The 20,156-nt window shown below is 61.0% G+C and carries 22 protein-coding genes, 1 tRNA gene and 4 pseudogenes; 12 read left to right on the plus strand and 15 right to left on the minus strand.

Annotated features, from left to right (window positions below; all coding sequences use genetic code 11):
• The first annotated feature begins 52 nt into the window (after nt 1–52).
• The 9 genes from murA (at nt 53) to NXT3_RS02860 (ending at nt 5,786) form a co-directional block, all read left to right on the plus strand.
• Nucleotides 53–1,345: a UDP-N-acetylglucosamine 1-carboxyvinyltransferase gene (gene murA / locus NXT3_RS02820; protein WP_104838766.1), complete on the plus strand. Its 1,293-nt coding sequence runs from the start codon at nt 53–55 to the stop codon at nt 1,343–1,345.
• Nucleotides 1,346–1,501: 156 nt separating this feature from the next.
• A complete protein-coding gene (locus tag NXT3_RS02825) occupies nt 1,502–1,942 on the plus strand; it encodes a DUF2948 family protein (protein WP_104838767.1) in 441 nt (146 codons plus the stop codon).
• Between the two features lie 32 nt (nt 1,943–1,974).
• Complete coding sequence (hisD, locus tag NXT3_RS02830; protein WP_104838768.1) at nt 1,975–3,279, plus strand: histidinol dehydrogenase; 1,305 nt, start codon at nt 1,975–1,977, stop codon at nt 3,277–3,279.
• Complete coding sequence (locus NXT3_RS02835; RefSeq protein ID WP_037378456.1) at nt 3,276–3,752, plus strand: UPF0262 family protein; 477 nt, start codon at nt 3,276–3,278, stop codon at nt 3,750–3,752. The genes hisD and NXT3_RS02835 overlap by 4 nt, the downstream gene beginning before the upstream one ends.
• 11 nt (nt 3,753–3,763) lie before the next feature.
• Complete coding sequence (locus tag NXT3_RS02840) at nt 3,764–4,225, plus strand: arsenate-mycothiol transferase ArsC (RefSeq protein WP_199773319.1); 462 nt, start codon at nt 3,764–3,766, stop codon at nt 4,223–4,225.
• Nucleotides 4,226–4,403: 178 nt separating this feature from the next.
• The gene (gene infA / locus NXT3_RS02845) at nt 4,404–4,622 is read left to right on the plus strand and encodes a translation initiation factor IF-1 (protein WP_014327290.1); all 219 of its coding nucleotides are present in this window, start codon (nt 4,404–4,406) and stop codon (nt 4,620–4,622) included.
• A 41-nt stretch (nt 4,623–4,663) separates the two neighbouring features.
• Nucleotides 4,664–5,284, plus strand: a complete 621-nt coding sequence (locus NXT3_RS02850; protein WP_104838769.1) for a Maf-like protein — start codon at nt 4,664–4,666, stop codon at nt 5,282–5,284.
• 6 nt (nt 5,285–5,290) lie between these two features.
• Nucleotides 5,291–5,503, plus strand: coding sequence for a DNA gyrase inhibitor YacG (gene yacG / locus NXT3_RS02855; RefSeq protein ID WP_037425901.1), 213 nt, complete (start codon nt 5,291–5,293; stop codon nt 5,501–5,503).
• A gap of 207 nt (nt 5,504–5,710) precedes the next feature.
• Nucleotides 5,711–5,786 (plus strand) — tRNA-Phe (locus tag NXT3_RS02860).
• A gap of 353 nt (nt 5,787–6,139) precedes the next feature.
• Here the strand turns inward: NXT3_RS02860 and NXT3_RS02865 are convergent.
• Nucleotides 6,140–6,421, minus strand: a complete 282-nt coding sequence (locus NXT3_RS02865) for a hypothetical protein (protein ID WP_097537812.1) — start codon at nt 6,419–6,421, stop codon at nt 6,140–6,142.
• A 197-nt stretch (nt 6,422–6,618) separates the two neighbouring features.
• Between NXT3_RS02865 and NXT3_RS32250 the strand changes: the two are divergent.
• The 3 pseudogenes from NXT3_RS32250 to NXT3_RS02880 all read left to right on the plus strand — a co-directional run.
• Nucleotides 6,619–6,853 (plus strand): annotated as a pseudogene (locus NXT3_RS32250) (hypothetical protein); the annotation flags it as partial.
• Nucleotides 6,850–7,286, plus strand: a pseudogene (locus tag NXT3_RS32255) (GcrA family cell cycle regulator). The pseudogenes NXT3_RS32250 and NXT3_RS32255, both read left to right, overlap by 4 nt.
• A 52-nt stretch (nt 7,287–7,338) precedes the next feature.
• A pseudogene (locus NXT3_RS02880) lies at nt 7,339–7,539 on the plus strand (hypothetical protein); the annotation flags it as partial.
• Between the two features lie 276 nt (nt 7,540–7,815).
• On the opposite strand, the gene acpP reads toward NXT3_RS02880, so the two are convergent.
• The 14 genes and pseudogenes from acpP to NXT3_RS02950 form a co-directional block, all read right to left on the minus strand.
• The gene (gene acpP / locus NXT3_RS02885) at nt 7,816–8,070 is read right to left on the minus strand and encodes an acyl carrier protein (RefSeq protein ID WP_097525645.1); all 255 of its coding nucleotides are present in this window, start codon (nt 8,068–8,070) and stop codon (nt 7,816–7,818) included.
• Nucleotides 8,071–8,194: 124 nt separating this feature from the next.
• A complete protein-coding gene (locus tag NXT3_RS02890; RefSeq protein ID WP_037425977.1) occupies nt 8,195–8,380 on the minus strand; it encodes a hypothetical protein in 186 nt (61 codons plus the stop codon).
• 460 nt (nt 8,381–8,840) lie between these two features.
• Nucleotides 8,841–9,146: a hypothetical protein gene (locus NXT3_RS02895; protein WP_037425886.1), complete on the minus strand. Its 306-nt coding sequence runs from the start codon at nt 9,144–9,146 to the stop codon at nt 8,841–8,843.
• 551 nt (nt 9,147–9,697) lie between these two features.
• Nucleotides 9,698–10,906, minus strand: coding sequence for an MFS transporter (locus NXT3_RS02900; protein WP_104838770.1), 1,209 nt, complete (start codon nt 10,904–10,906; stop codon nt 9,698–9,700).
• A 59-nt stretch (nt 10,907–10,965) separates the two neighbouring features.
• Entirely contained in the window at nt 10,966–11,955 is a 990-nt protein-coding gene (locus NXT3_RS02905) for an AraC family transcriptional regulator (RefSeq protein WP_037425883.1), read from the minus strand.
• A 203-nt stretch (nt 11,956–12,158) separates the two neighbouring features.
• On the minus strand, nt 12,159–12,950 hold the full coding sequence (locus NXT3_RS02910) for an alpha/beta hydrolase (protein ID WP_104839921.1): 792 nt from the start codon (nt 12,948–12,950) through the stop codon (nt 12,159–12,161).
• Between the two features lie 76 nt (nt 12,951–13,026).
• Complete coding sequence (locus tag NXT3_RS02915; protein ID WP_104838771.1) at nt 13,027–13,632, minus strand: general stress protein; 606 nt, start codon at nt 13,630–13,632, stop codon at nt 13,027–13,029.
• Between the two features lie 36 nt (nt 13,633–13,668).
• The gene (locus NXT3_RS02920; RefSeq protein WP_104838772.1) at nt 13,669–13,983 is read right to left on the minus strand and encodes a PepSY domain-containing protein; all 315 of its coding nucleotides are present in this window, start codon (nt 13,981–13,983) and stop codon (nt 13,669–13,671) included.
• 329 nt (nt 13,984–14,312) lie between these two features.
• Nucleotides 14,313–15,572: an extracellular catalytic domain type 1 short-chain-length polyhydroxyalkanoate depolymerase gene (locus tag NXT3_RS02925; RefSeq protein WP_104839922.1), complete on the minus strand. Its 1,260-nt coding sequence runs from the start codon at nt 15,570–15,572 to the stop codon at nt 14,313–14,315.
• Nucleotides 15,573–15,602: 30 nt separating this feature from the next.
• Nucleotides 15,603–16,022 (minus strand): ribbon-helix-helix domain-containing protein, encoded by a 420-nt coding sequence (locus NXT3_RS02930; RefSeq protein ID WP_104838773.1) that lies wholly within the window; start codon nt 16,020–16,022, stop codon nt 15,603–15,605.
• Between the two features lie 1,081 nt (nt 16,023–17,103).
• A complete protein-coding gene (locus NXT3_RS02935; protein WP_037423747.1) occupies nt 17,104–17,307 on the minus strand; it encodes a cold-shock protein in 204 nt (67 codons plus the stop codon).
• Nucleotides 17,308–17,689: 382 nt separating this feature from the next.
• Nucleotides 17,690–19,069 (minus strand): enoyl ACP reductase FabMG family protein, encoded by a 1,380-nt coding sequence (locus NXT3_RS02940; RefSeq protein WP_104838774.1) that lies wholly within the window; start codon nt 19,067–19,069, stop codon nt 17,690–17,692.
• A gap of 248 nt (nt 19,070–19,317) precedes the next feature.
• A pseudogene (locus NXT3_RS02945) lies at nt 19,318–19,536 on the minus strand (ATP-binding protein); the annotation flags it as partial.
• A 145-nt stretch (nt 19,537–19,681) separates the two neighbouring features.
• Nucleotides 19,682–20,155 (minus strand): hypothetical protein, encoded by a 474-nt coding sequence (locus NXT3_RS02950; protein WP_234828076.1) that lies wholly within the window; start codon nt 20,153–20,155, stop codon nt 19,682–19,684.
• Between the last annotated feature and the right edge of the window lies 1 nt (nt 20,156).

Here is a 20,156-nt window from a genome sequence, read left to right on the forward strand (position 1 = left end):
TCAGCAACACCGGAATTTCGAGAAAGCGGGCGGCGCCCGTGCGAGAGGTCTCATGGATCGCATCAGGATCGTAGGCGGAAATCAACTCCACGGGGTCATCCCCATTTCCGGCGCCAAAAACGCCGCTTTGCCGCTGATGATCGCATCGCTCCTGACCGACGATACGCTGACGCTCGAAAACGTGCCGCATCTCGCCGATGTCGAGCAGCTGATCCGCATCCTCGGCAATCACGGCGCCGACATCTCCGTCAACGGCCGCCGCGAGCGCCAGGGCGAGAGCTACGCCCGCACCATCCATTTCACCAGCCGCAACATCGTCTCGACCACAGCCCCCTACGAGCTCGTCTCGAAAATGCGGGCGAGCTTCTGGGTGATCGGGCCGCTGCTTGCCCGCGAAGGCAAGGCGCGCGTCTCGCTGCCGGGCGGCTGCGCCATCGGCACCCGGCCGGTCGATCTCTTCATCGAGGGCCTGGCGGCGCTCGGCGCCAATATCGAGATCGACGGTGGCTATATCGACGCCACGGCGCCGGAAGGCGGGCTTACCGGCGGGCGCTATGTGTTTCCGAAGGTCTCCGTCGGCGCCACCCATGTGCTGATGATGGCGGCGACGCTTGCCAACGGCACAACGGTGATCGGCAATGCGGCGCGCGAGCCCGAGGTCGCCGATCTTGCCAAGTGCCTGAACGCCATGGGCGCGAAGATCACCGGTGCCGGCACCGGCACGATCACCATTGAAGGCGTGCGCTCGCTGTCGGGCGCCCGCCACCGGGTGCTGCCCGACCGGATCGAGACGGGCACCTATGCCATGGCCGTGGCGATGACCGGCGGCGACGTGATCCTCGAGGACACGGATTCGAGCCTGCTCGAGACCGCGCTCGAGGCGATCCGCCGCACCGGCGCCGAGATCAGCGAGACGAACAGCGGCATCCGCGTCGTGCGCAACGGCGCCGGCATCCGGCCGGTCGATATCGTCACCGATCCCTTCCCGGGCTTCCCGACCGACCTGCAGGCCCAGTTCATGGGCCTGATGACCAAGTCGAGCGGCGTTTCCCATATCACCGAGACGATCTTCGAGAACCGCTTCATGCATGTGCAGGAACTGGCGCGGCTCGGCGCGAAGATCTCGCTGTCCGGCCAGACGGCGAAAATAGAGGGCGTCAGCCGCCTGAAGGGCGCCCCGGTAATGGCGACCGACCTGCGCGCCTCCGTGTCGCTGGTTATCGCCGGGCTTGCCGCCGAGGGCGAGACGATGGTCTCGCGCGTCTACCACCTCGACCGCGGCTTCGAGCGGCTGGAAGAGAAGCTGACGCGCTGCGGCGCCCATGTGGAACGCGTCAGCGATTGACCCGGATGCATGTCGCCCAAAAGTGTACCGGTTTTGGGATCACGACATGCACAAAAATCCCGCGCCTGAAACCGTTGCGGTTTCGGACGCGACGTCTTATGTCCTTTGCGACCACCTGCTTATATGTGGGGCCATGAATGGGACGGGATGGATCGCATGGATGCTTTGAAGCTGCTGGCACTCGACGAGGAAGACCTGGGGGTCGTTTCCGCTCATGTGCAGGACGCAGTCTTCAAGGTGGCCGGCATTCATTATGATCCGCGCCGTCGTCAGTTTTCCCTCGTCATCAACCGCTTCGTCTGGGAGAAGGCGGAAGGCAAGCGCAAGAGCTTCGAGCGGCGCCGCGCCCTGCTGCTGTTCAAGTGTGTCACCGCCGTGCGCTCGCTCGGCTTCGACCGGATGGACATGGAAGCGGTGCTCGATCTGCTGGCGCTGCGCTTCCTGGTCAAGGGGGAGGGCCCCGAGGGCACGGTCGAGATCGTGCTTGCCGGCGATGCCTCGATCGCGCTCGATGTGGAATGCATCGAGGCGCAGCTTGCCGATACCGGCGGGGCGTGGGAAACCGCGTTCAGGCCGCGCCATCCCGAAGGCAACTGAGCAGAGGCCGCACCACCAAGAGGATCATCGCATTGGCAATCTGGTTGAACTTTCTCGACAGCGGCTTCGAACGTGACTTCGCCGCCTTCCTGACAACCAAGCGGGAGGTCTCCGAGGACGTCAACGCCACCGTGCGCGCCATCATCGACGACGTGCGGGCCCGCGGCGACGCCGCGCTCGCCGACTATTCCGCCCGCTTCGATCGCGTGGATTTCGGCGCCACCCCGATGGCGGTCAGCCCGGCCGAGATCGATGCGGCAATCGACGCGGTCGCGCCGGAGGTGCTCGGCGCGCTCAAGGTCGCGGCGACCCGCGTCGAGGCGCATCACCGCCGGCAGCTGCCGAAGGACGATCTCTACGAAGATGCGATGGGCGTCGGCCTCGGGTCGCGCTGGACGGCGATCGACGCGGTCGGGCTTTACGTTCCGGGCGGCACCGCCAGCTATCCGAGCTCGGTGCTGATGAACGCGCTGCCGGCCAAGGTCGCCGGCGTGCCGCGCATCGTCATGGTCGTGCCGACAAGGGGCGGTGCGATCAACCCCGCCGTGCTGGCGGCGGCAAGGCTTGCCGGCGTCGAAGAGATCTATCGGATCGGCGGCGCCCAGGCGATTGCCGCGCTCGCCTACGGCACTGAGACGATCGCGCCGGTGGCGAAGATCATGGGACCCGGCAATGCCTATGTGGCGGCCGCCAAGCGGCAGGTCTTCGGCACGGTCGGCATCGACATGATCGCCGGCCCCTCCGAGGTGCTGGTGATCGCCGATGGCGACAACGATCCGGATTGGATCGCCGCCGATCTGCTGGCCCAGGCCGAGCACGATGCCGGCGCCCAGGCGATCCTGATTACCGATGACGCCGCCTTCGGCGCGGCGGTCGAACAGGCAGTCGAACGGCAGCTGAAGACGCTGCCGCGCGCCGAGACGGCGGCGGCGAGCTGGCGCGATTTCGGTGCCGTGATCCTGGTGCCGGACCTCGACACGGCGGTGCCGCTCGCCAACCGGATCGCCGCCGAGCATCTCGAGCTGGCCCTGGCAGATCCGGACTCGATGGTGCCGAAGATCCGCAATGCCGGCGCCATTTTCATCGGCCGGCACACGCCGGAGGTAATCGGCGACTATGTCGGCGGCTCCAACCACGTGCTGCCGACGGCGCGCTCGGCGCGCTTCTCCTCCGGTCTCGGCGTGCTCGATTATATGAAGCGGACCTCGATCCTCAGGCTCGGGCCCGAGCAGCTGCGCATTCTCGGCCCGGCGGCGATCGCGCTCGCCAAATCGGAAGGGCTGGAGGCCCATGCCCGCTCGGTTGCCATCCGCTTCAATCTTGAGGACGCCGGATGAGGGCCGACCGCAACCTGCGCCTCTGCGATGTCGTGCTGGACGAGACGATCGGCCGCTCGACGCCGGACGTCGAGCACGAGCGCGCGGTTGCGATCTTCGATCTCCTGGAAGAGAACCTGTTCGAGCCCGTCGGTCACCCGGGCGGTCCCTATCGGCTCAATCTGTCGCTGGTCGACTCGAAGCTCGTCTTTGCTATCTCGACCGACGGCGGCGATGCGGTTGCCACCCATATTCTGTCGCTCACCCCCTTTCGCCGCATCGTGAAGGACTATTTCCTGATCTGCGAAAGCTATTACGAGGCGATCCGCACCGCGACGCCGAGCCAGATCGAGGCGATCGACATGGGCCGCCGCGGCATCCACAACGAGGGCTCGCAGACGCTGATGGATCGGCTTTCCGGCAAGATCAGGCTGGATTTCGACACGGCGCGGCGCCTTTTCACCCTGGTCTGCGTGCTCTATTGGCGCGGCTGACGGAGGCGGAGATGAGCGGCATCGCCGAGCCAGGATCGAAGATGCCCCGCTCGATACTGTTCATGTGCGGCATGAACGCGATCCGCTCGCCGATCGCCGAGGCGCTCGCCAAAGCCGCTTTGCCGAAGGGAACCTATGTGGCTTCGGCCGGCGTGCGGCAGGGCGAGCGAGACCCCTTCGTCGATGTCGTTCTCGACGAGATCGGCCTCTCGATCGGCCGCCATCAGCCGCGCACGCTCGAAGAGCTCGAAGACGACTACTTCGACGTGATCGTGACGCTGGCGCCGGAGGCGCACCACAAGGCGCTGGAGCTGACCCGCTCCATGGCCATCGACGTCGTCTATTGGCCGACGCCGGATCCGACGGTGGCGACCGGCACCCGCGACCAGATCGTCGGCGCCTATCGCGCCGTCAGGGACCACCTCGCCGGCCTCATCGCCAGCCGGCTCGCCGGCCGCGAGAAGGTCGGCTGAAGGCCGGCGTCCTTCGCTTTTGCGTGAATGAAGGCGACAGCGGCAGCGCAGGGTAGAATTCAGGAAAAAACGGGCATCAAGGCGGGTTCACAAATCCATGGCGATTGTGTAGTTTCCGGCAAATTTTTCAAGGATGCGTGGCGCATCCGCTCTTGAACATGAGAAAGCATCATCCTTTATGGCGAAAGAAGAAGTCCTCGAATTTCCGGGCGTGGTCACCGAATTGCTTCCCAACGCGACCTTCCGCGTGAAGCTTGAGAACGACCATGAGATCATCGCCCACACGGCCGGCCGCATGCGCAAGAATCGCATCCGCGTTCTCGCCGGCGACAAGGTGCTGGTCGAGATGACCCCCTACGACCTGACCAAGGGCCGCATCACCTACCGCTTCAAGTAAGCGTTAGCGGCGGTAACCTCCGGGATTCGCGGCTCGTTTCCATGACAGTCACCCAAAAGCTGATATTGGCCTCCGGATCGCCGCGTCGCGTCGAACTCTTGGCGCAGGCCGGCATCGAGCCGGCGCGCCTGCTGCCGATGGACCTCGACGAGACGCCCAAGCGCGCCGAGCACCCCCGCTCGCTCGCCCGCCGGCTTTCCGCCGAGAAGGCGAAGGCGGCGCTGGCGGCGATCAAGGGAGAGCCGGGCTGGGACGGGAGCTACATTCTCGCGGCCGACACGGTCGTCTGCGTCGGCCGCCGCATCCTGCCGAAGCCGGAGCTCGTCAGTGAAGCGTCGAGTGCGCTGCACCTTCTTTCCGGCCGCAGCCATCGTGTCTATACCGGCATCTGCCTCGTTACGCCGGATCGGACGCTCCGCCAGAAGGTCGTCGACACCAAGGTGCGCTTCAAGCGCCTTTCGGGCCTTGACATCGAGACCTATCTCGCCTCCGGCCAATGGCGCGGCAAGGCCGGCGGCTACGGCATCCAGGGCATCGCCGGAAGTTTCGTCGTCAAGCTCGTCGGCTCCTACACCAATGTGGTAGGCTTGCCGCTCTACGAGACCGTCAGTCTCCTCATCGGCGAGGGGTACGACGTCCACGGTCGCTGGCTGGAAGGCTGAAGACAGGTGAGCGGCGAAGGCAAGAAGAAGAGTTCGAATGTCGAACCCCTGCGCCCGACTCGGCCCTGCCCGGAATGCGGCCGCCCGTCGGTGCGCGAGCACTATCCCTTCTGCTCTGAGCGCTGCCGCAACGTGGACCTCAACCGCTGGCTTTCCGGCTCCTACGCCATCCCTGTCGCCGACGACGAGTCGAAGGCCGACGACGACGAGGATCGCTGACAGCGCGGCGCAAGGCGCCGAAGCCTGCTCCGATCCTGCTGAATCCCTTCGCTTTTCACGGCTTTTCCACGCCCCGGGGATTTCCTTCGAAAAAGAGTCATTTGGTGCTGGACACCGCCGAACAAGATGCTATAACCCCGCTCGCTTCCGGGGCGAACCAAGCGCCCCGACGGTTTCGAAAGCGAAAGCCGCTGCCGAAGGCAGGATGCCCGGATAGCTCAGTTGGTAGAGCAGCGGATTGAAAATCCGCGTGTCGGTGGTTCGAATCCGCCTCCGGGCACCATTCAGTCCTCCCCAAAAAGCACAGTCTATCCCATCTCAGAATTGTCGCGACATTTCCGCGAGATAGCCGATATTTTCGTCGAGTGAACGGGCATTTTCTCTGGCTTTCGCGTCTCATTCTCTGCTTTTGGCCGCCCGGTCTCAGAAGGCCATTCCCGCCCGCCAAAATAATTTCTAATTTTGGCTGCCATTTTTCTTGCGACTGTTTCCCTTGTCCGGTCCGCGGCGTTCCTTCAGCCGTCTTGGCTGGCGACCTGGCGGACCGTGAAGGCGAGACGATGCAAAAGCCTGCGGCCCGCTTCCGACGCCGGAGGCGAGCCGCGATGTTCCGCTGGTGATGCTGCGATGTGATCGTCAGGCGCTTAACAAGGCATGCTGCTCCTGCCAGCTCATCGGCATGCCCAGAATGCGGGTGAGCTTGGCGATGGTGAGATCGGCGGCCTGCTGGCCCGTCAGGATTGCTTCGGTGATCCGGGGCGAGAGGAAGGCCATCGGCAAGACGCGGCTGATGTCGGGACCATGGACGCCCAGTCGCTTGGCCACTTCGGTGTGGGCTGCGCCCGAGCCATCGGTCAGCGCTTCGAGATAGAGATGCGCTTTGGCGATCAGGCCGATCAGCATCGGATCCTTAGCCATGCCGATTTCGGGTCCGCCGTCCGCAGGGCAAATGCCGCAGGCCGGTCCGGCAGCGGAAACAACCCAACCATCATCATCTGTGAGCGCGACACCCAGCCCCTGCGCTGGGCGACCATTTCGTTTTGGTTTGCATGCCCGCTCATAGCGGCATCGTGTCTACGGCGAGTGAACCACACAAATTGAGGAAGTCCCTCCTCCTGTGGGCCATCGACGAGTTTTGGTCCCCGATCGCAGTCCGCGTCAACCGGAGCGCCATGCACACGCGTCTGAAGGTCCAGGAAACGACAATCTCACCGGAGCCGCCGACGAGCTCGCGCGGATGCTGGCACTTCCCGACGCAAAAGAAGTCAGCGCTGAGCAGCTGTCCTACGCCGCAAGATGCGGGCAAAGGTCGATTCTGCAGAGCCCACGCAAGAGGAGCAAGCGGCATGACTATCCAGCACCGCCCCGTCGACATCGAGGCCGCCTCGAAACTTTGGAGGGATGATCTTTCCGCCTCGCAGATCGCAAATCGCTTCGGTGTCAGCCGAAACGTGATTGGATCGCATTTCGAAATCGCGCGTTTTTCCCGGAGAAACAACGATCTAGGAGTACGAGGCCCGAAAAGGCCGCATGCCCTCCAAGGAAGGTTGAAACGCGTAAGCTGTACACGCCGCACGAGGCAGAGCCAATCCCGGTCTCCAATTACGATGCGAAGCGTTTGCCATATGCCAAGCATCTAGTGGATTTGCTTCCCGGCGAATGCAAGTGGCCCCTCAACAACGGCGGGCCCTACCTTTTCTGCGCGGCCAAGACTGCCGGGAAATACTGCCAACAACATCAATCCAGATCCTTATCTACCTACCGCACCAAGAAGCAGAGGTGATCATGCTGGCGAATTGTTGCGCAGCGTCAACACTGACGAACGAGGGACAAGCATGAAGAGATCACGTTGGTATGCGATCAGGGTTGCACCATGTCATCAGCGGATGGCCGCAGCGGACGGCCGCCTGCCGGAAAGCCGGCGCATGGAGTCGATCATCGAGCGGAACTGCCGCAAGGATGGCGTCGACATCTTCATGCCGTCTTTCCACGCCGAGCTTAAGCACCATCGGACGAACAAGATCATCCAGAAGCGCTTATTGGCCGGACCGCCGAGAAAGGCGGTAGGAGAGCGCCCAAAATTCAGGTCGCGGTCTCCGGAACTTGTTTTGAACACAATCGGCACCTATACACCCGTGCATCGGCATTGCTATGAGCGCTGAAATGACTCGCCGCTCGCAGTTGCCGCATCGCTTTCGACTTTTGACCACGGATGTACTGGCACTGGTTTGGTAAGCGGTGATGAGGAAGGTCGGTGCGGTTTCGCCCCGGCCTTTTTTGTGTCTAGGAGATAAGCCCCGGCGTTTCGCGCGCTAGCTCTTAGCAGTCGACGCTACAACGAAGTCGATTGCAGTTCCAACCGTTGTAATGGCGTCAGCCGCTTCTTCTGGTATTTCGACATCAAACTCGTCCTCGATCATCATCACGATCTGAGCGAGTTCGAGAGAGTCAGCGCCGAGGTCCTCGACGATGGACGCATCATCCACAGCGAGGGCAGCATCTACGCCCAATTGCTCGATGATGATTTCCCTTACGCGGCCAGCAACTTCGGCTCTGGAGTTTCCCATCGGTGTCCTCTCTTGGTGTGAGGCGTCACGCGAAGGTAATCCTGAAATTTCCATCGTCTAGGCCTTCTTCGCGTTTCTACCAACTCATCGGACTCCCTCCCTGCCGTGAAGAGCGGGGCCTGTGTCACTCTTCCCACAGCATTTCCATGATCTCGTCGGGTGACTCTTGAACCTGGTGCGTCACGCAGGTCCCGCTGTTGGCGACGAAGGTAAGGGTGGTTCGCCGCTGTCCTTCTACCCGCTGGAAGTGCGTGACATTGTCCATGTTGATGAAGATAGGTCCATTGTTGTCGTGCAATTTGAGCCACATGAGTTTGTCCTCTTCGAGCGTAAAGCTTCCGTCGAAGTATAGCAGGGGCAACTAATGAACCCTATCTCGTCAATAAACTGAACGCTTTCGACGTATGATTGGGTCGTGCTCGTCAAGCGCGATGGCGAAGGATCGTGGTGCTTTGATCTTGTTTTGGCTAGGCCAGCTTCATAAGACGGTCGCTGTCCAAATCCAATTCAGAGGCCATCTTTTATGCAACTCGCCTATCTCGCCGTCTCCCTCATCATACTCGGTGGTGACGAAGGTCCTAAACCCAAGGACCAACAGGAGATCGCAATAAACGGCGCCTGGTCGAGGTAAGTTCCACCTTCATGTCGGCGTAGAGCAGCCCGGTAGCTCGCCAGCCTCGGTGCTGAACGAATGGGCAGCCAAGGGCTATCGGCTCGATCAGGTGGTCCGCAGATGACCTACGATTGGTTGCTGATGATCTTCGTCTTGCTTAATTGGTCGGCTTCACAAGCGAGATGACCCGCGGCTTTGACGGCGCGTCCAGCCATTCAATCCAAGTGTCTCGTTCCTCGATCGTGTCGAAGAACCGCCAGAGCTTGTACTCTTCTTCGGTAGTATCCAGCATCTCGCCAACGGTCACGAGCTCCAGGGGTAACGTCACCTCGTTCCCGTCGAACCGAACGAAATAGAGTCCTTCGGCAGCGAGACGGATCACTTGACCGGTGGAGTAACTCCCATCGGGAGCGTCGACCGTGAAGTACATGCCGGTCAAAGTCTCAGAAATTTTGCTGCTCATCGGTTTCGCATGCCAGTTCACGAAATGGGGAATCAGAGGTTCGCCCAAGCCGCTGGCAAACGCAAGAGATCACGATGACAGGAGCGCAGGCGATGGGACCGTAACGAGGATCCGACTGCCGTAGTCGGCGCGCTTGCCATGTGGCGCGAGCTGTATGGCTCGGCCATCATTTCCCTGCCTTGTTGCAGGTTGAAAGTGTCGCCTCCCCATCGGAAACGGTCAACGCAAACTTTGCACAACCCATCGTCAGCGACGGCCGTCTTCAGGCGGGCTGTTCATGGGCGGGTCGGCGGTTAATCCTCTCAAGGCGGTTGGTCAGAATGCGGGAGCATTATCTGGGTCGCGTCGCTATCGCATGGCGACGTTTGGGCGCGCTGCAGACGAGAATTGGCTCAAGTCCAACCCTCAACTGTGACACTCCGAGTCAAGCTGGGATCGAGGAACCGCCCACGCGCTCGGTACGATTTCGGAACACCTTGCAGATGCGCCGAGCTTTTGCCGCATCCAGGCATCTCAAGGCCAAGGCGCCAGGTTACGCCGCGAGAGCAATATTAACCGCGGGGCTGCAGCAGCGCCAGTGCAACGGTCGATGCGGCAAGGGCGGCGGTAAGGGTTAGGGGCCCAGTAGCGCCATAGTTGTCCACGACGTAGCCGCCGAACACCGCGCCGATACTGATGGCGACCTGGAAAGAGACGACCATCAGACTGCCCACTGCTTCAAGCGCGTCGGGTGCCCCGCGGGACAGATTGGTAGGCAGCACCACCGGCGCCATGCCGAAAGCGAAGCCCCAAAGCGTAGCGAAGCCGAAGGCGACGACGATATGCGCGCCCCAAAGCACCAAAGCGAGGGTGGCAAACGCCATTAACGCCGCGGTGACCATGAGGGCAGTGCGGAGATCAGCGTCAGCCATTCGGCCACCGGCAATATTGCCGATCACTGAGGCAATGCCAAACCCGAGCAGCGCGAGGGCAATCGGCCAGGTTTCAAGGAGCGTCACCTGTTCGAGGAAGGGCCGCACATAGACGGAGCCGGCAAAATGCCCCGTCATCAGTAAAAGGATAGCAAGCATTCCCAGTTGAACACCACGCCGCCGTGTCAGCCGCAAGACATCGGCAACGCTGTTGCTTGTGCTCGCAGGCAGCGTCGGCAGGCTAAGAACCTGCAACAGCAGGGCAAATGCGGCAAGCCCCGCTGTCATGGCCATGGCGCTGCGCCAGCCCAGCCAGTCGCTGATCAACGCGCCCATCGAGGGCGCAGCAATGGTGGCGAGCGAGACGCCGAGGGTGACGACCGCCATGCCCCGACCCGTCGCATTGGTGCCGACCAGCCTCGCCACGACGGCAACTGAAAGCGCCCAGAAACCGCTAAGCGCGATGCCCAATCCGGCCCGGCCCAACAGCAATAGCCAGAAATCGGTCGCCAGCGCCGCAAGAATATTGGAGCCGATCGCCAAGGCACTAAGACCGACCAGCACCGTCTTGCGGTTTAATCTGCCGATGAGAACATTGCTCAACAACGCCGTCACGGCGCCAACGGAAGCGGTGGCGGTGACGACCTGTCCTGCCGTTCCCTCACTAATGCCGAGATCGCTTGCCATTGGAGTCAGCAGACCTGCCGGCAGGAATTCGGCCGACACAAGGGCAAAGCTCGTAGCCGCCATCGAAAGGACCGCAAACCAGGTGGCCGCGCTCCAGGCGACCGGCTCAGCGGCATCAATGTCTATCAGCGCGCTGTCAAACTGTGATGTTGTATCCGTCATTGAAGCATCTCCGAGGGTTGGAGATCTTCTTAGACCAGTCTGGCGGGATCATATGTACCTTAAAATCCGAAATCTATGTCCGTTCGTCCGGATATGCTGCGGCGCACAACGCCCGGCGAGACGTTGGTGATGCGCTTGAACGCCCGAGCGAAGGATGCCTCGGATTCATAGCCTAAACGGGTTGCGACCTCGGCAACTGACATGCCGCTTTGCCCCAATAACTCGCGGGCGAGCTGCATTCGCAGACGAGCGAGATAACGTGCCGCACCTTCCCCTAAAATAGCGCTGAAGCGCTCGGCGAAGATCGAGCGTGATTGACCTGCCACACCGGCGAGGCTGTCGAGGGTCCAGTTATGGCCGGGGTCGCGGTGGATGGCGGCCAGTACGCGACCGATATGCGGGTCGCGGATGGCGGCGAGCCAGCCGGTGGTTGAGGCTCCGCTGCAATTTACCCAGCAGCGGATGAGCCGCGCGACGAGCAGGTCCGCCATACGCGATAAAACGGTTGCGCTGCCCATCTGTGGCTGTGCGGCCTCTGCTGTCATAGCCGCTAGCAGGGGACTAACAATAGGGTCATTGCCGGCCACGTCGCAGCCCTTGATGATTGACGGCATCAAAGCGATCAAGGGGTTAAGCGCACCGGCGCCCAAGGCCATGGAGCCGCAGAAAAGGGTGCTGGTCTCACCCGTTCCCTCCCGCACCACTTCGCAGACGTTGCTACCCACCTTGGTCACCTGGCAACTCTTGAGCGAGTCGTCGACGACACCGGGCGCGCTGGCCAGCCGGTGGGCGATGCCTTGCGGCAGCAGCACCAGATCACCATCGTGCAACTCCTGCCAGCCATGCGTTTCCGTATGGATCCAGCACGGCCCCTGGCTCACGAAGTGAAAACGAAGCGACGATTGTTGCGGAAAGGCGATGCTCCATGGATGTCGCAGCTCGCAACGGCCATAGTTGACGCCACTCAAGCGAAAGTCTCGTAGGACTTCGCTTAGCGCATCCATCGGGATATTTGGCGGCGAAGGGGATTGCGACGAACGGTCAAGCATTTGCCCAATTTAGATGCCGCCCGTCCGCAATGCAAGGTGGCCGTGGTTGAATTACAACCGGCATTGTGGCGACCGCTTCGCGCTCTATGCACCCAGCGGCTTCTTGATCGTGCACGCTTCATGTATTCAGCGAACCGAATTACCCGTTCGGAGTTGTCGAGTAGCCAACCCAGGTCCGGCCGCCTACTTGACGCTAAGTGTCGTCAAAGCGTCTCCACGAACCGGATAATGTCGTCGATCATGGGGGCGTCCCAAAGATCATTGTGACCGAAACCGTCGTAGATCAGCATTTGCTTGGGCTTGGGTGCGATTTCATATAGCGCCTCGCCCGAAGAGAGTGGAATGACAGCGTCACGCCGACCGTGGATGAACAGCTTCGGCTGCCTGACCTCTGCTATTCTCAGGTCGGAGCGGAACGGATCCTTGATAAGGAGTGCAACCGGGAAGTAGGGGTAAATCGTCTGAGCGAGCGATAGCACCGACAGGTAGCCAGAAACGAGAATGACGGCGATAGCCGGTCTGCGCCGCGCAGTATCGATGGCGACGCCGCTTCCCAGAGACTGGCCGAGCACAATGATCCGGCCTTCAGATCCTGCAGCAAGCCAGTCGAATGCGGCAACTCCGTCGGTGAGTAGGCCTACCTCGCTCGGTGTCCCGGTCGACCCGGGATAGCCGCGATAGGAAATTGCCAGCAGGCCGATGCCTCGTGAGGCCAGCGCTTGGGCGAGAAAGCTATAGTTGTCGATCCGGTCAGCGTTGCCAAGAAAGAATAGCACGGCCGGCTTGCGGGGTTTGCCCCGGCTATAGAGTCCGAAAAGCGTCTCTCCGTCGGGCGTCCTAATATAGACAGTCTCGCCCCAGCTTGCGTGCCCAGGCGCTTGTCGCGCACCGGGGTAGAGGAGGGCTCTCTGGGAGATGTACGTCACGCCGAGGAGGGACACATAGGCGATAGTCGCCACAGTCAACAACATCAACAGCAGTTTTGCGGTGCTCACGACAACGTCCACCGATGGCTCCGCTGCTCTCGCTGCCTCATCGCCCCAATCGGATAGGGGCGATGAGGCCGATGCCCTACGGCATCATACTGCGATAGCGTTCGCGCTCGCGCCGAACCTGCTCCAAAGTATACGGGTCGGCACTGTCGTCAAACCGCGTCCATCCTTCCCCCGCGTAAATGCTCCTGCGGGCGGCAGGGTCGACGCGATTGCGTTGCTGCAGGATGGCCTCTGCTTTCAGGGCAAGACTGTCATCGACCCTTGCGGTCACCAAGGTGCCGCCGCGGCGAACGCCCTCGGCATAGACATGGGCGTCTTCCTCATCGACGCCGGAATCCGTCAATGCACCGATCAACCCTCCGGCGGCGCCTCCAGCAACAGCCCCGGCTGCCGCCCCGGCCGCGGTAGACGCCAGCCATCCTGCCGCGACGACAGGGCCAACGCCGGGAATGGCCATCAAGCCAAGTCCCGTAAGCAGACCGACCACCCCGCCTCCTACGGCGCCGAGGCCGGCACCAGTTCCCGCGCCTTCGGCTGCGTCCGAGCCTTCGGTCGAGTAGCGGTCATCAGCATTGTTTGCAACGATGCTGATATCATCTGACGGCACGCCGGCGGCTTCGAGGTCGCTGACGGCGTCGCGGGCATCTTCGTAGTCGTCAAATAGCCCTGTTACGGTTCGCATTATCGTTCTCCTTTTGGTAAAGCACGTTTCGGGCGATTACTGCGCTGTGACGTTGCCCTGATAATCGAGGGCGACGGCCACTGATTTGCCGTCCTTCATGGCAGTTGCCTGCCACACACCTTTATCGTCGAGCTTCAAGCCATTGACGCCGGTGTACCCGGCTTGTTCGATCCGCTCCTTCGCCTGAGCTTCGGTAAAGCTGTTGGCGCCTTCAACCGGCGCCGCCGGGTTCTGCGTGTCGGGAGTCGCGATTGCCGGCGTATTGCCCTCCGAAGACGGAGTCGTTTGCGCAAACGCTGCCGTGGCCACAGCGCTCAGCAGCGCTGCCGCAGCAAAAGTCAGATTTTTCATGTGTTTACCTCTTCCGAAGACCTGAATTGATCCCCGCGCAAAGAACTCGTGGACCGGAGATTGGTTCCGGATTGCTCGTTCACAATCAGAGCACGGCCGTGAGCAGGTGCGGTTTTCAGGTGGGGTTGAGCGCCGTTCACGCGCCGTCGATCGTCAGCGTGAGGGTAGGCACGGGCCCAACATTAACTGTCCGAAAGCAGGAGTCTGATGGTTGTGTGGACTCTATGGTGCACTCAGCAGACAAAACGCGGTGACTAAGGAGGGAATTGCTGATGGCTGACGAGAGTAGCCCGGGACCAAGTGCTGCGGCTGTAGCGACGTCGACGCCTTTACTTCTGCCCATCGAGGAAGAACCGCACCATTTGGGAAGAGGCGTCCGGACCATGCGGGTCCGTATACGAACCAGCGGAATGGCCGCCGGACCAGGCATGGCCGGCACCCTCCACCAGCCAATATTCGACCGCCGGCCGTCCCGCGGCATCCACAACAGTGGTTCTTTGATAGGTCCGCCCGCCGGCGGATCGACCGGATTCTTTCCGGACGGCCCATCCGGAGCCTGTTGGCGTGGCTGCCGCGACGATCCGATCGGCGTTGGAGGGATGCACGGTCCGATCCGCACTCCCTTGGAAGACAATCGTCCGGAGCCGGTGTCCATTGGCGAGCCGCTTCGGATGGGATGCAAGCCCGCCATTGCCGCGCATCGCGGAGAAAGCTGAGACGACGTCGTTGGCCGACCCGTAGGTTAGGCCGGAATGGATCCCCGCGGCGGAATAGAGATCGGGATAGGTCTCGCCCATAACCGCCGCCATTGCTCCACCTGCCGAAAGGCCTGCCACGAAGATGCGGCTGCGATCGAGGCCGAATTCGGCCATGATCTCCTTGGTGATGCCGGCAATGATCGAGGGTTCGCCCTCGTCGCGCATCTGGTCGGCGGGCCGGAACCAGTTCCAGCAGAACGATGCGTTGTCAGCCCCGCTTTGGCGGGGATAGGCGACCATCAGGCCGTGCGTCTCGGCGACTGCATTCATGCCGGTTCCTGCAGCAAAGTCTTCGGGATCCTGTTTGCAGCCATGAAGCATGATGACAAGGCCGCGCGGCCGATCGGATGCGGATGCGGGAATGTAGAGCCTGTAGCTTCGCGAGCCCGCGGGGCAGGTGAAGGATCGCGCCAGGAACTGTGCCCCGTCCGGCACAACTGCCGGAGGCCCCCGTTTTGCCAGTCCGGGCAGGCTCACGTCATGTAGCGATCCGAAAACGCCGGACGCCAACCGCCCCTCGCGCAATATCCGTACCGTTTCTCCCAAGGAATTCCGCAACCTTCGCGACGCGGTGCCATCGCCAGCGCTTTTGGCGGACTCTTCCACCGCAGGCTTTGCCGATGGCTCGATGACCTCCGCATCCGGATCGATCGGAAAGGGGGTGGAACGCCGATTTGGCGGCGGTGGTGTGATGTCCGGTGTCGAGGCGCGAGTATCTAAGGCCGATTGACCGGCCAGCGCATTCTGGATCACGCGTGTCGCCTCGGCGAGCTTCAGGGCGCGCGTGGACCGTACCGCACGGAGCATGGCCGTGGCAAAATCTTCATTCATCGAGGTGTCCTTGTTGGTCACGCCGCTGCTCTATCGGATGCGATCGGCCAGCGCTGATTTGAGCTCGGTGCTGGCCTGCAGTGCGCCGAGCACGGTGATGGATTCAATTGTTGCCAAAGCAAGTTCCGGCGTGACGTCGCGTGCGAAGCGGGCAAGTCCGACGACCTTGATGTGAAGCCTTTCGCCGGCCGCCTTGAGCGCTTCCAGATCGGCTCTGCTGTAGTCGCGCAGCCCCAGCTCGAGCGTGTGCCGAACGATCGACTGCTTGACCGCCTCGGCTTCGGCCGCGAGCTGGTTGCGGATCGCTGTTCGGATGAAGTCGGTGCGATTGGAATAGAATCCTTCCTGCACGAGAAGGTCGATGCGGCCGAGATCGACGTAACCGAGATTGATGGTGATCTTCTCCGATTCGCCGCCCTTGTCGCGCAACTTGTGTACATTGTCTTTCATGGAATCCTCCACCATCCACCTGGATGGTATATGGATGTTTCATTGAGGGGTTGCAAGAGCCATGTCTTTGTTAGCGATGTAATTGCACGTCGATCAGCCTCGAAGACTCCTCACGCTCCCATTCGGCCTTCGCCGCTCCAGGACACTTGCGAGCGACTTGCCGCGCGTTGAGATGAACTCGCCGGCTGAACAACCCGGCAAACTACGATCGCCAATCCACGCCGCCTGGAGGTCCCATCAAGCGTGGTGCACGGGGCCTCCAAAGCACACCCTGAATCCGGGCAGCTCTGGAGTTTCGTTCGCACGGAACGCCGCAGTCATGGAAGGTACGTCGATGATCAGAGTTGACCCTCTGCTGATCTTGTGGATCACGGCATCGCTGGCGTTTGCCTCCCCCTGCTGACGCGGCGGCGATGAGGTACAGCATCCTGTGCTTTGTTCGGACGGGGGGTGTCGGGCGGGGTTTTCGACGATGCCCTGGCCATTCCTGCATAAGCGCGCGAGCGGCCGAACCGCGCCTCTTCCGGTCGGCTAAACCTCGTCGCGCGGGATATTCCCGTACATGGAGATCCTCCACCCGAGCGTGATAAACCATCCCGGCCGGATGCCGAGGCGTGCCTCTGCTGTCGAAGGGTGCGGTTAAATCTAGCGTGGGGCAGCACGATCATGGCTGCGGTATATGTGGCGAGTATCTGGCGCGATGACGAGCGACGGGCAGGAGCTGTTGTCCGACGAACTCTCCAAGTTCCTGCCGGGGCTTGCCCAACTTCCCGAAGGCTGATGTCGAGGGACGTTTGGACCGCCGCCCTGGAGCGCCACCGTGAAGCGGTCGGACGCCGCGATACGAACTGACTGTACGGGGAGGAAGTGGGCGCGACGCATATCGTCAGTTTTTATATTCCTATGCTCTCAGGAGCCAGACGCGCCTTGAAGCCCTACGATGTCGTCGTCGAAAGTCATCGATTGCGTGCTCGTCTTCGAGCGTCCTTTGGATCGTCTTGCACCTGGCGCCGAGAGCGCCGACGCCGCCAGAAACAGGCGACGTTGCTGATCGTCTACTTCGGGCGAGAAGAGTTGCAGATCAAACTGATCTGACATTTTCGGCTTTCGACTTCCCGGTCTTACGGTCTTGGCCCAGTTCGTAGCTGACCTTCTCTCCGTCTCGTAGTGGTCCGGAGCCCTGCACCGCCGACACATGGACGAATACATCTGCCCCGCCATTGTCGGGCGTGATGAAGCCAAAACCCTTGTCCTGGTTGAAAAACTTAACGGTACCAGTCGCCATCTTTATCCTCGTCAACGAAGCGGCTTACGTGCTGCCGGCGAAGCTTATTCATCGCTGCGCTCGCATGCAACCTTTCCTCCGTGTGATAGCGCACCAGACAGAAGCCTGGGCTTGGCTGCTCGAATGACTCTCCAGTCTTTGTGACAATGGTCGAAGGTGAAGACTAGCTACATGCATACGAACGTTTGAATGCCCATTTCCAACGGCCTAATCGGCCGCAAACGCCGGCGTCCATCGCGATCGTCCTTGCTCTCTGCAACAACATCCGCATCAACGCGCTGGCGCCTGCGGTCGTTGAAGTCCCCGTCTCCCGCCGCCGTCGATTCGATCCCTTCAAGGCGAGCACTTGAAACTCGTCTGTTTTGATGCGCTCGAAGACTCCTCAGGCCATCTCGAGGTGCGAGTCTTTCGCCCCTTGCGCGATTACCGGCGCGGGAGACTCCTTTTGCAGGTGGGAAGCGTTAAGTCGGCGCGCCACGATATCGTGGTTGAGCCACCGGACAGGACCGGCGGGATCTGAAGATGCACCAAAAATAAGCTGCCCCGTCGCCTCCACCACGAGGGCACTCAGGAGGTCGCTGATCATCGCCTTGCTGTCCCGATGCATCTGTGTGATCTCGTTGGACGTGCCGATGGTCAGATCGGACTGTGCTTGGCTGTTCGCCATTGGCCACGCCGAGAAGTCGTAAAACGGACGCATGACCTCGTTGGCCTGCATATCGGTAATCTTCTGGAAAACATCCTTCATCGTGAAGCCGTCTGCCAGAAGCTGCTGGCATGCCTGCCATTGGTCCTCTGCCCACTGGCCACCGTTCTCTTTCCTCAAGGCGAGCAGCAGCGGTATCAGGGGAAGCTCGATACCCGTAAATACGTCTGACGAATTGGTCCGTATTTCGGGACAGTTATAGACGGTTGCCTTGACGCCCGCTGCCCAGGCATCCTCCGCGATGCATTCGAGCCGCATCTTGGCGTAACCTTGCGTGTAGTTGGTGTAGGTCTGCCAACGGTAGCTGCCGTCTATCAGGATTGCCGTTCCATGATACCCGTAGGCCGTATAGCGGACCTGACCGCCCGATGCCTCTACGCGCTCCCGGATCCCCGTGCTGAAGTCGATAAGATGTCGAAAGGTGATTGCGGAGACTTCGTCGAAATTCTGCAGGATGAGCTTGCCCATGTCGCTGTCGAGGAGGGCTTGCGATGACATGTGGCGGGGACCAACACCCTTGTAGATTCGATTGGCAACGACCAGGAATACCTTCGCTTTCGGGATACCTCCGGCCATTGTATGGGCGAAAAAAACATTGCGGCCGTCGGCAATCATTCCATCGAGAACGGCCATGACCTGTGAAAGCGAATTCGTGAACCGCGAGGTGGCGATGTCTTGACACAGCTCAATGTAGTCCCAGTCGAGCCTGTCATGCTGCCAGCTCTCCAGCGTCATCGTCGCGAGGAGATCCGTCGGAGTGGGGCCGCCTGCCGGAGCGTCGAGATCGAAGCCAGCCATTAGAGGTATGTTGATAATCCTGCCGCCCAATCGGCCTTCGGCGGCAGAAAGTTCCTCGGCGTTTAGAGGCCGCAGTGCGTTGTTCTCGTCGCGCCGCCCAACCGTAATTCCTACGATCTCCATTCCAGCCCGCCGAGCTTCGTTGACCAAGCCAGTCGCGTATCCGCGACCGAAGAGTTCGCCGAAGAGGACGAAAACATCACCTTTACGGAAGACGCTGTTTTCGGCAATGCCATTCAAGGCGATCGGGTTTTCCATGCTGTCAGCTCTTTGGTCCGTTGGTCGTCGAGCGATGGCTCAGACGAGCTTCAACAGTTACATGACCGCGCTGACCCGTAATAGGAAGTCATTTTAAGTGACCGTTCATTTCAAAACGTGAAGTCCAGTAAGGACTACTCGTCATTCGAACTATAAAAAGAAGGTAAATGTCGGGGCTGGTGGCGCGATCTGTCCTTGGCGAAGTCGCTTATCGGCGCAAAGCTGCCTCAATCGAACAGCCGAAATGTGCGGATGAGGGCGCGGGCGATGGCGATGGCCACATGCGACTTGCCCGTTGCCGGGCCGCCGACGAGGACCATGTTGTGCTGTTCGGCCAGGAAGTTGCCGGTGGCGAGTTCGCGGATCAGCTCTTCGTTGACCGGCGCGCTGTCGAAGTCGAAGTCATCGTTCTCTTTGGCGAGCGGCAGCTTGGCGATGGTGAGCTGGTAGCGGATGGAGCGCGCCTGCGAAGGTGTTTGCTTCCGCCAGCCTTCCAATGCCGTCGACGCAACGGCCAGAGCTGGATCGGGAAACTTGGACAGGGGTTATAAGTGGAATTTCTGCCTGAACACGGCATAGAAGCCGGGAACAGGAGTCTTCTAACTGACGCGATTATTCTTCGATCAGACGCTTCTCTCCCGGGGGGAGCCCCTGCTCGATCAACCTGTCGAGGTAGTCGCAGTAAGGACTGCCTTCATAGAATGGGTGGGCCGCCTCTCGGACGTATTCCGCATTCAGGTTTGGAAACTTCTTCAAAGGATCAGAGATCCAGATCCTCACTTCATCGGTATTGCCCGCCCTGAGGCCGAGCAACGCTGCTCCGATGAATGGATAATAGGTTGTGCGTTCGAAGGACGCGCCTTCCCGTAGATGCACCCGGGCCGTTGAGAGGTCATCGGGCTCGCCTCTCAGCATCAAGCCAATACCGAGCAGTGTCTTGAACGAAAATATAGACGGATCGTGAGGACTAAGAACGGCTCGAATCGTCGTATCGGCGTTCCTGAGCCGCACGGCCGCCATTCCATGTGCGAAGTGAAGAAATGCGTAGTCGGGATTTAACGCAAGGCCCTGTTCAGCGACAGGCATG

Origin of the sequence: Sinorhizobium fredii, assembly GCF_002944405.1 — a bacterium.
Taxonomy (GTDB): Bacteria; Pseudomonadota; Alphaproteobacteria; order Rhizobiales; family Rhizobiaceae; genus Sinorhizobium; species Sinorhizobium fredii_C.